Raw genomic sequence first — 13,074 nt, 5'->3', positions numbered from 1 at the left:
TGCCTCCTGCCTCCTGCCTTGTCATAACGACAATTTTCAACACCGACCTACTTAAGATGGTACGTTATGCCACAGGCTAACGCACCGTACCAGACGAAAACTGAATTCTGACTAATATTTTATCAAGGTTTCAACATGCTCAAATTTTACTACAATCCTGTCTCGCCAAATGCTCGTCGTGTGTGGCTCACTTTACTGGAAAAAGAGATTGCCTTTGAACCAATTTTAATAAAGTTAGATGGCGATCAATTCCAACCAGAGTTTGTGGCAACTAATCCATTTCATCATATTCCGGTTGTGGTAGATGACGGTTTTCGAGTTGTAGAATCCCTGGCAATTATGGACTATTTAGAAACAAAATATCCTACACCTGCGATGCTACCTTCTGAACCTCAGGCATTAGCTACAGTGAGGATGGTGCAATTAGTCACTGGTAATGAATTATTCCCACAAATAGTTTCACTCATTTATGAAAGGGAAGATTCACCACAAGCTGCACAAGCAAAGCAGCATATAGATAAGGTACTGCAATTTTTTACTCAAGTGCTTGGTGATTGCTCTTTCTTTGGTAGCGAACAGTTAACTTTAGCAGATATTGTTGCGGGAATAGGCATACTTTCATTACCTAATTTAGGTATTAATCTTAGTAATTACACCAAAATATATGAGTGGTGCGATCGCTTGATGCAACGTCCGGCATGGCAGAAAACTAAATTGAGCGCCGAAGAATTTGAACTATTTAAAGGGCGAGTTAGAGCTTTAATTAGGTTGCGTAGATATAAAGACAATAAGAGCAAATAACAACTCATACACGATTTTTTGAGGCGAAATATCAGGAAGTAATTGCAATGTTTCAGTGCCAAATTTTATATAACTCAGTGAATTTGTCATATCTTTAAGAACATGAGGAGTGAGGAAAATCTCTCCCCCTTACTCCTCATAAAGCTACTCCTTACACTTGCTTCAAGTACAGCAGTTTACTGATGCATTAAACCTCTAACTAAAGATGCACATTTATGTTAACTAATCAAGTATATATCTCAACCAATAGTATGAATATAGATAGTTACTCAGTATATATTGATCCGGTTTCTTGCTGTTTATTAGATATCATTACATTTTAAGTTATTAGTCATTTATACTTTGTCTAAAACTAATTATAAATGACCAATACTTCGGCTCGTTTCGACTCCCTTCTCTACGAGCTAAGGTGTACACACAAGTCTGATTGAGTTTTATCCTAATACACTTGGGATTAGCGAGAAAGCCCTCATGTAGAGACGCGATTTATCGCGTCTGATAGACCAACACGTTCACAAGACGCGATAAATCGCCGTCTCTACAGAGAATGTACTCGTGAATTATTCCTTGGCAGACTACTCTTTCCGACTTGTGTGTACACCGTAGTCTCTACGAGAGGCTGCGCCCTAAGCGTAGCTATGCCGCAGGCTTTACGGCTCCGGTCAGGGCAAATCGCTCAACGCAAGCCGCTCAGTACAAGTGACTAATGACTAATGACTAAACAGAATTGCTCTTATTGATGTTAGCTCACTGCCAAATACACAAATTTACTTAGCATTAGCCAATATATTTTCGATGTCTGATAGCTGCACCACTCGTGAAATAGTTGGACTGCTAATTACGAAAAAAGGTGTGCCAGAAACAGCTAATTTTTCCGCTAGCTGGACATCTTTTGTAATTGCGGGAGTGGCAAGAGTTTGATGGCGTTTAAATTTTACCAAATCCAAATTGAGATTTTTAGCAATATCTAAATACAATGCCTCACCCAGTTGCTTTTGATTAGTAAATAGGGCATCATGATATTCCCAAAATTTACCCTGCTGATGTGCTGCCCAAGCTGCGGCGGCGGCTGGTAATGCTTGAGGATGAATTGAAGTAAGCGGTAAATTCTTGTAAACTAATTTTACCTTGTCTGGGTATTTAGCTAACAAATCTTTTAAGGTTTTATGTGCCTCAGCACAGTAAGGGCATTGAAAATCTGAGAATTCTACGAGTAGAATTTTTGAATTACTTGAACCTGTGGTTGGAGACTCACCAATCACTGTTTGGGGATTTGTTTTTAAATCTTGTAAAAATCCTTGCCGCACTTGATTAAGTTTCTGTTGTTGTTGCTGCTGATACACTTGAACAGATTCGATAATTGCCTCTGGATGTTCGCGAATAATTTGTAATACTTGTTGTTCTAGTTGGGGATCGATGCGGCTAGCGGCTTGTGCAGGAAGTGGTGAGGTGAGAAGAAAACATAGCATACTTATTACTGCCAAAGTACGCAGATATTGAAGTAATCGCCCAAACCAACTAAAGAATGTAGTCATACAAAAACTCTAAAAAATCAACATTCTTTTAGTATTGCCACAGATGTGTCAATTTAGAACTGCTTGAAGCTACTCTAGAAATATAGACGCACGATGATTATCATCCACAGGTCAAATGAGTGTACATGAAGAAACTATAGCCAAGATTCGTCAACTACCTGAGCCACTTCTTCAACAAGCGAATAACTTCATAGACTTCTTGCTGATGAAAAACAACACCAATCTTCAGTCCTCATGGACGGAGTTCACAGATGAAGGAGAAATAGTGGAATCAGATTTTTCTGACTACTTGCGGAATTTGGAAGATTATGAAGAGCGTCTCAACAAAGGAGAAATCCAGTGGTAGAGTTTCAACGAAAAGACGTGGTGTTATGCGATCTTAATCCAGTAATAGGTACAGAACAGGCGGGCATAAGACCTGTGGTAATTGTACAAATTGATAGAGCTAATGTTGCCAGTCCTCACACGATTATTACACCTTTTACTACTAAAATTAGACGTGCTATTTTGCCTTCTCATGTATTTGTTCCAGCGGGGATTGGGAGTTTGAATAAAGACTCTGTAGTACTTTGCGAACAGGTGCGAGTTGTAGATAAATCCAGAATTGTTAAAGTACTTGGTCATTTAGATGACAGGTATATGGAAGAGCTACGGAATATCTTTATTGACCAAGTTTAGTTAGGATATTGTAACCTGGGCAATAGCCACTCTTTTAGTGATGTGACGCCTAGCGTAGGCGTAGCCCGTCGTAGACATCGCTTTTTCACATCCATGACAACAACCATTGACTTTCTCAGTCACCTTAACCCCAGCCAACGCCAAGCTGTCGAGCATTACTGCGGCCCGTTGCTAGTTGTTGCTGGCGCGGGTTCCGGTAAAACACGAGCGCTAACTTATCGCATTGCTAATCTGATTCTCAAACACCGTGTCGATCCGGAAAATATTCTGGCGGTTACTTTTACCAACAAAGCCGCACGGGAAATGAAAGACCGGATTCAACGGCTGTTTGCACAAGAAGAAGCAATGAAACAACACGGTCAGCGGTTGGATTTGTTGACAGAATACCAACAAATGCAATTGCGATCGCAAGTTTACAAAAACACTATTAAACATTTGTGGTGCGGTACCTTCCACAGTCTATTTTCGCGGATTCTCCGCTTTGATATTGAAAAATATCAAGACGAAAAAGGACGCCAATGGAATCGCAATTTTTCTATCTTTGATGAATCAGATGTTATGACTCTCATCAAAGAAATTGTCACCAAACAGTTAAATCTAGACGATAAAAAATTTGATGCCCGCTCTGTCCGCTACGCTATTAGTAACGCCAAAAACCAAGGCTTTTCACCCCAAGAATTTGAACAAGAACAACCGAATTATCGCGGTAGAGTAATTGCTGATGTCTATAATCGTTATCAAGATAAACTAGCAGAAAACAATGCTCTTGACTTTGACGATCTAATTCTCGTACCTACTAGATTATTTCAACAAAACGAGCAAGTATTGGATTACTGGCATCGCAAGTTTCGCCATATCCTTGTAGATGAATATCAAGATACTAACCGGACTCAATATCAACTGATTCATTTATTGGTGACTAATGGCGAAACCAAAAAGAGCGAATGGGAATGGAAAAATCGCTCAGTTTTTGTTGTCGGCGATGCAGACCAATCAATTTACAGTTTTCGGATGGCAGATTTCACAATCTTACTAGAATTTCAGAATGATTTTGGCGATGGTTTGGCAGATGATGATACCCGGACGATGGTCAAGCTAGAAGAAAACTATCGCTCTTGTGAAAATATTCTGCAAGCGGCTAATGAACTAATTGAAAATAACACCCAACGAATTGATAAAATTCTCAAACCAACACGGGGGGCCGGCGAGCAGATTTATGCTCACAAAGCCGATAATGAACTAGAAGAAGCTGACTTTGTAATTGGTCAAATTCGTACTTTAGAACATAAAAATCCAGAGTTAAACTGGGGTAGTTTTGCTGTACTATATCGGACAAATGCCCAATCTCGTCCCTTTGAAGAATTGTTAGTTAAGTATCAAATTCCTTACACAGTTGTGGGAGGAATGAAATTTTACGATCGCAAAGAAATTAAAGATGTAATTGCTTATTTAAGAGCGATCGCCAATCCATCTGATACAGTAAGTTTATTACGAGTTATCAATACTCCCCGGCGCGGAATTGGCAAAACCACCATTGATGCTTTGGTGAATGCCTCTCAACAATTAGGTACAACTTTGTGGGAAATACTCAGCGATGAAACATCAGTTAATACATTAGCTGGACGGGCAACAAAAGCTGTAAATAGCTTTGCCGAAATGATTAGCCGTTGGCAAGGACAAATCGGCACCCTTCCCGTAACTGAAGTTTTGCAAGGCATATTAGAAGATTCTGGTTACGTTCAAGACTTAATGAGTCAAGGCACAGATGAAGCCACAGATAGAGTACAAAACGTCCAGGAACTTTACAATGCCGCATTACAATTTCAAGAAGAAAACGAAGATATTTCGCTGACAGCATTCCTCCAAAGTACCGCCCTCAGTTCCGATTTAGATAACTTAAAAGAAGGACAAACAGCTGTTTCTTTGATGACTTTACACGCCTCCAAAGGGCTAGAATTCCCTGTAGTATTTTTGGTGGGATTAGAACAGGGACTATTTCCTGGTTATCGTTCGCTGAGTGACCCTGCGTCTTTGGAAGAAGAACGTCGGTTGTGTTACGTGGGAATTACTCGCGCCCAAGAAAGGTTGTATTTATCACATGCACGCGAACGTCGTTTGTATGGTTCCCGCGAACCAGCTATGCCTTCGCAATTTCTCAGTGAATTACCAGAAGAATTATTAGCTACCCAACGCATGAGTCGTCAAACTTATACCAAAAGTGCTTCTAATTCTAGCGTTAAGCAAGATACAACGCACAATTGGCAAGTAGGCGATCGCGTATTACATAAAACTTTTGGTCTAGGTGAAATAACCCACGTTTTCGGAGCAGGTAATAAGTTGTCTGTAGCGATTAAATTTGCCAGTTTGGGGCAAAAAATCGTTGACCCAAGATTAGCACAGTTGCAAAGAGTGGAGTAAACATATTTTTGTGTTCGCTGTTGACGGTTGACTGTTAACAGTTAACAGCATTCAAGAGAATTAAATCTACTTTTTAATGCAGAGAATTAAGCCCCCCTTAAAAAGGGGGGTTGGGGGGATCTCTTATCGATAATCTTGCATTTGAATACTCCCCAAACGTGCAGCATCACGAATGTTATATTCAGGACGAGTAAAGCGATTTAGCTGCATTTCAAAGAAGTCTCGATTGGCTTGTAAATGTTTAGGATTTGGGTCATCTAATGGGTATAAAAGTGCAGTTCGTAAAGCTTGAATTACCGCAGAAGTTACACAATACATTGACCGTTGAAAACTAACTCCCAATTGAATCAGCATATCTTCTTCACCCCGGCAATGTTGTTTGTAATAATCAACAAGATAGGGGGGTAAAAAATGCAACATATCTTGCATTAATAATGTGGGGGGAATGCCAGCAGTACCTACTGGAAATACATCAGCGTAAAGAATGCCATAGTGAAAGTCTTTTTGGTCTTCTGGTACTTGACGTGCTTGGGCATTATAAGATTTTGTCCCTCTAAAAGGTGCGGTACGGTAGAAAACAGCTTCGACGTAGGGTAACGCTGCTTCATATAACCACATGAAACCCTTAGATTTGGGGATAATTTCGTAGCATTCGCCACGAATATAAACGTGATGGTAAATTGGACGACCTGCGATCGCAAATATACCATTAACTAAGAAATTCATCGCTTCTGGGACAGTGCTAATGGTGCCTTCGTCGTAGCGGTCGGACATTTCAAAAAACACCGGCGCCATGACTTCCCAGAACAAACCCAAGTTAGCGTAGTATGACATCTGGCGACACTGTTCCAAAAACATATCGGGGAACAGTTTGTAAAGTGCCAGCATCGCTGGGTTGCCTTGGAAGTAAGCTTTAATTGCCTTATCGGCGTTGGCTTTATATTCGTCGGAATCTAGGTAAGGGTCGAATTGACCGCCCATACCTCGGTGCCACAACATTGCCCGCATACAAGCTTCGGCAAATTCCATGTTAATGCGATCGTGGAACAAGTGATGCAATAACTTGGGCATTTTGAAAGTTTCACCTTTTTCAATAAATGCCAAAAGTTCTGGGTGGGCTGTGGCTTCACCGCGCCAAATTCGTAAATCGGCATCATCACCAGCGTAATGATTATGTAAGTCCAAATACTCTTTGGGCAAGAAGTATTTAAAGAAAGGCAAAGGGTCTAAAAATACGTTTTCAGCAATATAAAGTAAGTCTCGCCAATAAAAATCCATTGGCACAGCATAAGCTTTGTATAACCCGATAATTTGCATCAAATTTTCCGGGGTATCGGGTAACATTGCACCGCCAGCTTCTAGGCGATGAATGACTTCAGAAAATTCATGTTTGGAAGGAGGTAATTTAGTAGCTGTTTTAATTGCTGTCATGGTACTCGCTAATTGGTGTTATTAATTCTTGACGAATATTCAACGCGTGAAAAATGCTTAAAACATCATGTTTTCAAACTGGCAATATTAGCGTCATCGCTATTTCTTCAATGCTATAAATTGTGCCAGCTATACAAGTTATCCATAAAGTGACTCCAGCATAATTAAAGCCAAACAGGGCAATAATCGCAATAAAAAGAGTAATTGCCCAAAATTTTGCTGAGTAGGTGTGATAGCTGGCGAATTTACCATATTTGACTAAATTCACCAACCATCACACCATTGGGACAAAAACAACTGTTAACAAAGGTACGCGGTAAGTATTGAATTCAGAATTCTAAATTCTGTTAGCGCAGCGGGGCGTAGCCCATTCTAACTCCTATTTATACTCCAGTGGTACTTGAGAGATGGTAGTTTTTTCTATGGAGGGAATTGCAGCTACCATTGTTGTAGTCGTGGACTCACTCCAACGCACTAACCAAGTGGGTTGTATTCCCAAAAAGATGATGAAAGCTGCCAAAATTAATGCTGGGATTTTCTCAGACCAAAGAACTTTGGGATAGTAGGCTAAGTTATCAAGTCTGCCAAAACATGTGCGGTTGAGAAGAATGACAAAATAAACTGCGGTTAAGCCACTAGCAGCTACCCGGCAAACAAATAAATCTCCCAGTCCTTGGTCAAAGACAATCTCAGAAGGAACTCGTGAATCTGCACAGCCCAGAATAGAAGCAAAGGGGTTTTGACCTTTGGCAACTTCGGCTAAACGCGAATAACTTTGATGGGGGTTTTTACGTTTGCTTTTAACAAACCGATCGTTCCCATCTAATAACTCTTGCAATGCTCGATCGGGAGTTATTTCTTCTTCTTTTGCTGGAGGTTTTGCTGGAGGTTTTGCTGGAGGTTCTTGTGCTAAAGATTTTTCCGGTGTAATTAAGTTGGAACCAATTCCAGCTGTTAAAACACCTGTACCGATAGCACCCGCACCAAACTTCAGTAAACCTCTGCGGGAAACATTGATTTTCGGATTTTGTATGCTCATGGAATTCTCCTCACAATATTAGAATCAGGTTTAAAAAAACGAGTATTAACTACCCGAATGTCGAGATTTAGAAAATCAAATCTAAGAACTGTATGCCCCAAAAAGGCCAACTTACCCACATTCCTAAAACACCTACTCCTAAAAGCACGGTGAAGGCATAAAACTGGGTTTGACCAGAGGTGCTGTACTTGAGACTTTCGCCGCCCAAAAGGGAGAATAAACCGACAAGATTAACAATGCCATCAACTACAAAGCGGTCAATCATATCGGCAAGTTGCGAAATTTGGGCAACGGTGAAAATAATCGTCATCCGATAGATATTGGGTGTGTAAAAATCGTATGCGATTAAATCTTGTAAACCTTTCCAAGGCAAACGAATCGGTTTGGGAATATTGCTGAAATAAATCACACCAGTGATAGTGCAACCGAAAATACTTGACCAATTTAAAAGTAGTGCGACATCTTTATTCAGATTTACCCAATCTGGTAAAAGTGATAAGCTTTGCAACACAAAAGGCAGATTTAGACTAAAGCCAAGTAAAATCATCATCGGTAGAACCATAGGCCAGTGAGCTTCAGGCGATCGCTGAGCCATTTGTTTGGCTTTACCACCAAAAACTAAAGCGAATTCTCTGGTTAAACTTACTGCGGTTAAAGCATTTACCCCGATGATTATTCCCACTAACCAAGGTTGAGTTTCCCACAACCCATCTGCCAATTCCATCAGCGCCCAAAAGCTACCCAGTGGTGGACAACCAATTAACCCCAAACTACCGAAAATAAAAGCGATTGCGGAAATTGGGCGACGCTTCCACAGTCCACCAAGTTGGGTTACGTCTTGGGTGATGCTATTCCAGATAATTCCGCCAGTACTCATCACCAATAGTGCTGCGGATATGGCATGGGTGAGGACTAACAATAGTGCTGCTTCGTCTTGTTGCACTCCCACAGCGATGAATACTAAACCCATGTATGCGCTGACAGAATAGGATTGACAGCGTTTAAGATCGATTTGAGCGATCGCGATTAACGAAGCACCCAAAGCTGTAACCGCACCAATCCCTACCATTGCTGAGGAAACTATCGGTGAGAGGCTTAACACCGGTTGGAGTTTAATCAACACCCATGCACCACTAGCAACTACTACCGAGTTCCGCAAGATCGTACTGGGAACAGGGCCTTCCATCGCCTCATCCAACCACAGATGCAACGGGAACTGAGCACATTTACCCATCGGCCCGGCAATTAAAGCTAAACTCACCAATCCAATGACTGTTGGGTTGACGTTGGCTGTAGTCGCCCACTCGGCTAACTCTGTGTAATTCCAAGTTCCAGCTAGAGGCCATAACCCCAACACACCAATCAGCAAGAACAAGTCTCCCACCCGTTTGGTTAAGAAAGCATCTCTAGCACCTGTAACCACCAAAGGCTGACTAAACCATAAGCCAACTAATAGGTAAGTTCCCAGCGTCAGGATTTCCAAAATTACATAGCTGAAGAACAAGTTATTACACAAAGCAAGGGCGCAAAGTCCGGCTTCAAATAATCCCAACAAGGAATAGAAGCGTCCCCAACCCCAATCCATTTCCATGTAGCCGATGGCATAAATCTGCGCCAGCAAATTCAACCCAGTGATTGTTACTAAAGCGCCGACACTAATGGAAGATATATCTAAGGCAATAGTTAAGTCTAAACCAGCGGTAGATAACCAAGGAATGAATACTTCTTGGGGTGGATGATTCCAAGTTGCTTGTAAGGCAATGACACTATGTAGGAATGCCAAAAATGTCATTACCAAGTTGACATAACCCGCCGGTCTTGGGCCTGTTTTGCGAATGATCCCCGGCGACCAAGGCACGGCCAATAATCCCCCTATTAAGGCATAGCACGGAACTAGCCAAACAGTCTCCAATAGAAACTGAGCCATGAATAAACCTCTATATATTTCATCACAATTTTGCTGTTTTAAATCAACTTGCGTTGATCCCTGTAAACCCAGCACTCGCAATTAACGCGAATTTATATTTATTTAATTTTGTTAGAAACAGCTTACCGTTATCTGCGTCCAAATGGAATTACTTTATTTAAATAAATCTAAGATAATTATGGTAATTAAATCTTATATATATAGTATTTGAGCAATAAATAATAGCTATTGTTATTTATCTATGAATCGGATGTGGCATTAATCAATAGTCATCATTAGTTTTATCGATAGACATTAAGTAGGGGACGCACAGCTAGCTGTGCGTCCCTATTTCAATCAAAACTGCCATAAATAAGAACAGATACAAATCAACTGAATGCGAATTACACTTTGGCAATTTTGTCAATCTGCCAAAACTGAGAAATAATCGCAGGCGCTTGCTCAAATTGGCTAATGGGGGCGGGTTTCATGTCCCGGTAGTCTAACAGTTGGACGAGGATGAGGTAGGCGATCGCTAAAATAACAGAAATCGCACCTGTAAGAATGGCAACTAATTTTGAACGATTCATCAGTATTTCCTATAATGCAAGTTATTGTGCTTTACCTAATATCTACATTGCCAAGATTAGTCTGTTGATGACAACAAATCAATTTAGTCTTGTTTGGTTGAATTGGGCTACCATGAATTGAAGTGTCGTCAAAAACTGCGATCGCATCACTCCATCAAGCCACTGAGTTATAAATTCCACAGCCAGCAATTCCTCAAATTTCCAGTGTTCACAGACGCACAGGCTTAGTCCGTGGTAGACATCGCTGCTTTCAATATCAAGTTACGATGTACTCTTTTCAGCGCTTGACAACATTTACCAACGTACTTATTACCGGACACCAAGCCTTTTTTACAGCCGAAGCTCTCCATAATATTGCACAGACAACTTTTGCTAATATTACCGATATTGAACAAGGCCGTCCTTGTGCAAATCAAATCCACGCTCAAGCGAAAGCTAACTAGGGGCGATCGCTACTTTGTCAATTGTTGTACCTGTGTTTATTTGCACCGTTCTACTTATCCTATTTTTTAGGAATTTTTCTAGCTCATACCTGCATTGGCATTGGGCAAACACTTTTGGTTTTTAGTAGTGTTTGCTGTAACCATGGTTTTAGGTGGATGGTTATCTTATCAGCGAATGTTAATAGTTGAAACAAGATTTGATTTAGTCGGATGTAGCTTCTAAAGCTGCTGCTACTACCCGAAAATGCTCGTCCTGCTGGAGTTTGGCGATTAACAGCTTGGCTTGGGGGTCTTGAATGCCAGACAAAGCGATCGCAGTTTGCCATCGGTTTCGCCAGTATGAATCTTGTGCAAGTTCTGTCAACAGCACCAAAGCTTGATTCTTCAAAGATGATTTTAATAGTTGGCCAAGGGCGACAATCCCTGCTTCTTCAACACTTTGTGTTTCATCCTTCAAAGCTTCAATTGCAACAGCTAATAAAATTTCATGTTCCTTGGTTTCCATGAGCAAAGAAATCACCGTCTGGCGAACTAACCAGTTGTCAGACCGCACAAATAACTGGTGGAGTAAAGGAATTGTCACCTCGCCAAATTCAAAAAGCGAATTGGCAGCTTCCGATAGTACATTAGGATCTTGGTTATGTTCAAGTATTTCTTGCAAAGCTAGAAATGAAGCTTCAGTCCGGTGGTTACCTAAACCCATCACCGCAAGGCGACAAAGTGCAACGTCTTTTTCATTAACTAGCTTCTGGAGTATTGCAACGGCAACTTCAGATGGAAATTCTGCCAGTTCATCTAAGGCAGCTTTGCGTTGATTCAAGGCTTTAGCGCGTAAATTCAACTCAATTTGCTCAATCTGATTTTGGTTCATGTGCTCGAGTAATAGTAGTTTGTGCAGTCAGAATAGCACTTTCCGCCTCCAACCCAATCCCCAGTCTGTTTTTTGCACAATAAATTAGACCTCTTGCAAAAATGGAAAAAGTTTTTGCCAAAAAGCTAGGGTTTTTGTTCTATAAGGAAAGCCAAATTCTTAATTTTGGATAAAGTCGAGCTAAGGGAGAAAAGGAAGACTCTTTTGCTTTATCCCTTTTCCCTTTTCCCCTCCTCTTCATTCCTTTCCCCTTTACCCCTTACCCTTTTCCCCACTTCCACAAGAAGTCTACTCAACTCTCACGGCGTAATTATGTCAACTATCCAAACAACTGTAATTCTTGCTATGACGGCTGACGGGAAAATTAGTCCTGTGGATTCTAAAGCACCCCGTAATTCCTACCCAGTTGATGGCGAACACTTGGAGTATCAAGTCTCTCTAGCCGATTTAGTCCTAATGGGAGCGGGGACAGTTCGGAATGAAGGGATAGCCTTTACAATTCAGAATCCCGAATTGTTGGCAGCACGTCAGTTTCGGGGTCAGTCTCCCCAGCCAATTACCTGCGTTGTCACAGCTTCGCTTAATCTATCGCCGGATATGGATTTTTTTCGTCAGGACATTGAGCGATGGATATTTACGACACAGACTGCTATAGAACGCAGTTCTGATGCAACAACCCTAGACAAACTCGCCAAATTAATCGAACTGGGCGATACAGACCTGGATTGGGATAGAGCCTATGACTTAATAGCAGAGCGGGGTATCCGCAAAATTTTTGCTTTGGGAGGTGGCTCTTTAACAGCTTCTTTAGTACAGGCAGGGCGAGTTGATGATTGGTGGTTGACCATTTTGCCCGTTATTTATGGAGGAGCAAGTGCGCCTACTCCCGTGGACGGCGAGGGTTTTCTTCCCAGTGCCGCACCTAAACTCGAACTCATTGAAACTCGTCGGGTTGGAAGTGAGTTATTCTTGCACTACCGCACACTCAGATGAGAACCCATACAGAAAATTTGTCTTCTATCCATAAACACATATTTGTTTAAGACTTACGCAGTAACCCTGTAAAAGTCTTATTCCTTTGTGTCCTAAACTAAAAATATTTTAATTTGCATTCTCAAAAAAATGAATCTCTTGTGGGGTGGGCATCTTGCCCGCCCTGGTTGTGCAAATTAAATACGCCACAGCTTACCCTGCGGGAAGCCACTTCTCTATGAGACGCTCCGCGTAGCTTGCTTCCCGAAGGGTACGTGTCTATGCGTTCTTTGTGGTTCTTTTTTTCATGATTTTGCATAAGTCCTATTGCTATCAAAAGCGCCCTCCTTTTGGGAGAGCGCTTTTTATTTTATTTAATTTTCAGTTGAC

12 protein-coding genes and 1 pseudogene are annotated in these 13,074 nt (G+C 41.2%); 6 read left to right on the top strand and 7 right to left on the bottom strand.

Going from position 1 to position 13,074, the window contains the following annotated elements; genetic code table 11:
- Window positions 1-135: 135 nt before the first annotated feature.
- Complete coding sequence (locus ACM0OY_RS37180) at window positions 136-801, top strand: glutathione S-transferase family protein (RefSeq protein ID WP_414573729.1); 666 nt, start codon at window positions 136-138, stop codon at window positions 799-801.
- Between the two features lie 767 nt (window positions 802-1,568).
- On the opposite strand, the gene ACM0OY_RS37175 is transcribed toward ACM0OY_RS37180, so the two are convergent.
- On the bottom strand, window positions 1,569-2,336 hold the full coding sequence (locus ACM0OY_RS37175) for a DsbA family protein (RefSeq protein WP_414573728.1): 768 nt from the start codon (window positions 2,334-2,336) through the stop codon (window positions 1,569-1,571).
- 115 nt (window positions 2,337-2,451) lie between these two features.
- Here ACM0OY_RS37175 and ACM0OY_RS37170 point away from each other — a divergent pair, with 115 nt between their 5' ends.
- The 3 genes from ACM0OY_RS37170 to pcrA all read left to right on the top strand — a co-directional run bounded on the left by ACM0OY_RS37170 (window position 2,452) and on the right by pcrA (window position 5,432).
- Window positions 2,452-2,682 carry a hypothetical protein gene (locus tag ACM0OY_RS37170; protein ID WP_414573727.1) on the top strand — a complete coding sequence of 77 codons (231 nt, stop codon included), beginning with the start codon at window positions 2,452-2,454 and terminating at the stop codon, window positions 2,680-2,682.
- Complete coding sequence (locus ACM0OY_RS37165) at window positions 2,676-3,014, top strand: type II toxin-antitoxin system PemK/MazF family toxin (protein WP_414573726.1); 339 nt, start codon at window positions 2,676-2,678, stop codon at window positions 3,012-3,014. The genes ACM0OY_RS37170 and ACM0OY_RS37165 overlap by 7 nt, the downstream gene beginning before the upstream one ends.
- A gap of 93 nt (window positions 3,015-3,107) precedes the next feature.
- Window positions 3,108-5,432 (top strand): DNA helicase PcrA, encoded by a 2,325-nt coding sequence (gene pcrA, locus ACM0OY_RS37160; protein WP_414573730.1) that lies wholly within the window; start codon window positions 3,108-3,110, stop codon window positions 5,430-5,432.
- 123 nt (window positions 5,433-5,555) lie between these two features.
- On the opposite strand, the gene ACM0OY_RS37155 is transcribed toward pcrA, so the two are convergent.
- The 5 genes from ACM0OY_RS37155 to ACM0OY_RS37135 all read right to left on the bottom strand — a co-directional run bounded on the left by ACM0OY_RS37155 (window position 5,556) and on the right by ACM0OY_RS37135 (window position 10,398).
- Window positions 5,556-6,863, bottom strand: coding sequence for a CO2 hydration protein (locus ACM0OY_RS37155; protein WP_414573725.1), 1,308 nt, complete (start codon window positions 6,861-6,863; stop codon window positions 5,556-5,558).
- A 73-nt stretch (window positions 6,864-6,936) separates the two neighbouring features.
- Window positions 6,937-7,131, bottom strand: a complete 195-nt coding sequence (locus tag ACM0OY_RS37150; protein ID WP_414573724.1) for a hypothetical protein — start codon at window positions 7,129-7,131, stop codon at window positions 6,937-6,939.
- A gap of 111 nt (window positions 7,132-7,242) precedes the next feature.
- A complete protein-coding gene (locus ACM0OY_RS37145; RefSeq protein WP_414573723.1) occupies window positions 7,243-7,902 on the bottom strand; it encodes a carbonic anhydrase in 660 nt (219 codons plus the stop codon).
- A gap of 67 nt (window positions 7,903-7,969) precedes the next feature.
- The gene (locus tag ACM0OY_RS37140) at window positions 7,970-9,829 is read right to left on the bottom strand and encodes an NAD(P)H-quinone oxidoreductase subunit F (RefSeq protein ID WP_414573722.1); all 1,860 of its coding nucleotides are present in this window, start codon (window positions 9,827-9,829) and stop codon (window positions 7,970-7,972) included.
- Window positions 9,830-10,212: 383 nt separating this feature from the next.
- Complete coding sequence (locus ACM0OY_RS37135) at window positions 10,213-10,398, bottom strand: hypothetical protein (RefSeq protein ID WP_414573721.1); 186 nt, start codon at window positions 10,396-10,398, stop codon at window positions 10,213-10,215.
- A gap of 275 nt (window positions 10,399-10,673) precedes the next feature.
- Between ACM0OY_RS37135 and ACM0OY_RS37130 the strand changes: the two are divergent.
- Window positions 10,674-10,841, top strand: a pseudogene (locus tag ACM0OY_RS37130) (2-hydroxyacid dehydrogenase); the annotation flags it as partial.
- A 202-nt stretch (window positions 10,842-11,043) separates the two neighbouring features.
- Here ACM0OY_RS37130 and ACM0OY_RS37125 read toward each other — a convergent pair.
- A complete protein-coding gene (locus ACM0OY_RS37125) occupies window positions 11,044-11,712 on the bottom strand; it encodes a HEAT repeat domain-containing protein (protein WP_414573720.1) in 669 nt (222 codons plus the stop codon).
- A gap of 312 nt (window positions 11,713-12,024) precedes the next feature.
- Here ACM0OY_RS37125 and ACM0OY_RS37120 point away from each other — a divergent pair, with 312 nt between their 5' ends.
- On the top strand, window positions 12,025-12,705 hold the full coding sequence (locus ACM0OY_RS37120; protein ID WP_414573719.1) for a RibD family protein: 681 nt from the start codon (window positions 12,025-12,027) through the stop codon (window positions 12,703-12,705).
- Window positions 12,706-13,074: the final 369 nt, after the last annotated feature.

Origin of the sequence: Nostoc sp. CCY 9925, assembly GCF_963920935.1 — a bacterium.
GTDB lineage: Bacteria > Cyanobacteriota > Cyanobacteriia > Cyanobacteriales > Nostocaceae > Nostoc.
The sequence above is the reverse complement of the archived record's forward strand: the minus strand, read 5'-3'. Positions and strand labels throughout refer to the sequence as shown.

Coding starts and splice junctions, on each gene's coding strand:
- ACM0OY_RS37180 (WP_414573729.1), top strand. CDS start 136: ATGCTCAAATTTTACTACAATCCTGTCTCGCCAAATGCTCGTCGTGTG.
- ACM0OY_RS37155 (WP_414573725.1), bottom strand. CDS start 6,863: ATGACAGCAATTAAAACAGCTACTAAATTACCTCCTTCCAAACATGAA.
- ACM0OY_RS37170 (WP_414573727.1), top strand. CDS start 2,452: ATGAGTGTACATGAAGAAACTATAGCCAAGATTCGTCAACTACCTGAG.
- ACM0OY_RS37145 (WP_414573723.1), bottom strand. CDS start 7,902: ATGAGCATACAAAATCCGAAAATCAATGTTTCCCGCAGAGGTTTACTG.
- ACM0OY_RS37140 (WP_414573722.1), bottom strand. CDS start 9,829: ATGGCTCAGTTTCTATTGGAGACTGTTTGGCTAGTTCCGTGCTATGCC.
- ACM0OY_RS37135 (WP_414573721.1), bottom strand. CDS start 10,398: ATGAATCGTTCAAAATTAGTTGCCATTCTTACAGGTGCGATTTCTGTT.
- pcrA (WP_414573730.1), top strand. CDS start 3,108: ATGACAACAACCATTGACTTTCTCAGTCACCTTAACCCCAGCCAACGC.
- ACM0OY_RS37175 (WP_414573728.1), bottom strand. CDS start 2,336: ATGACTACATTCTTTAGTTGGTTTGGGCGATTACTTCAATATCTGCGT.
- ACM0OY_RS37125 (WP_414573720.1), bottom strand. CDS start 11,712: ATGAACCAAAATCAGATTGAGCAAATTGAGTTGAATTTACGCGCTAAA.
- ACM0OY_RS37120 (WP_414573719.1), top strand. CDS start 12,025: ATGTCAACTATCCAAACAACTGTAATTCTTGCTATGACGGCTGACGGG.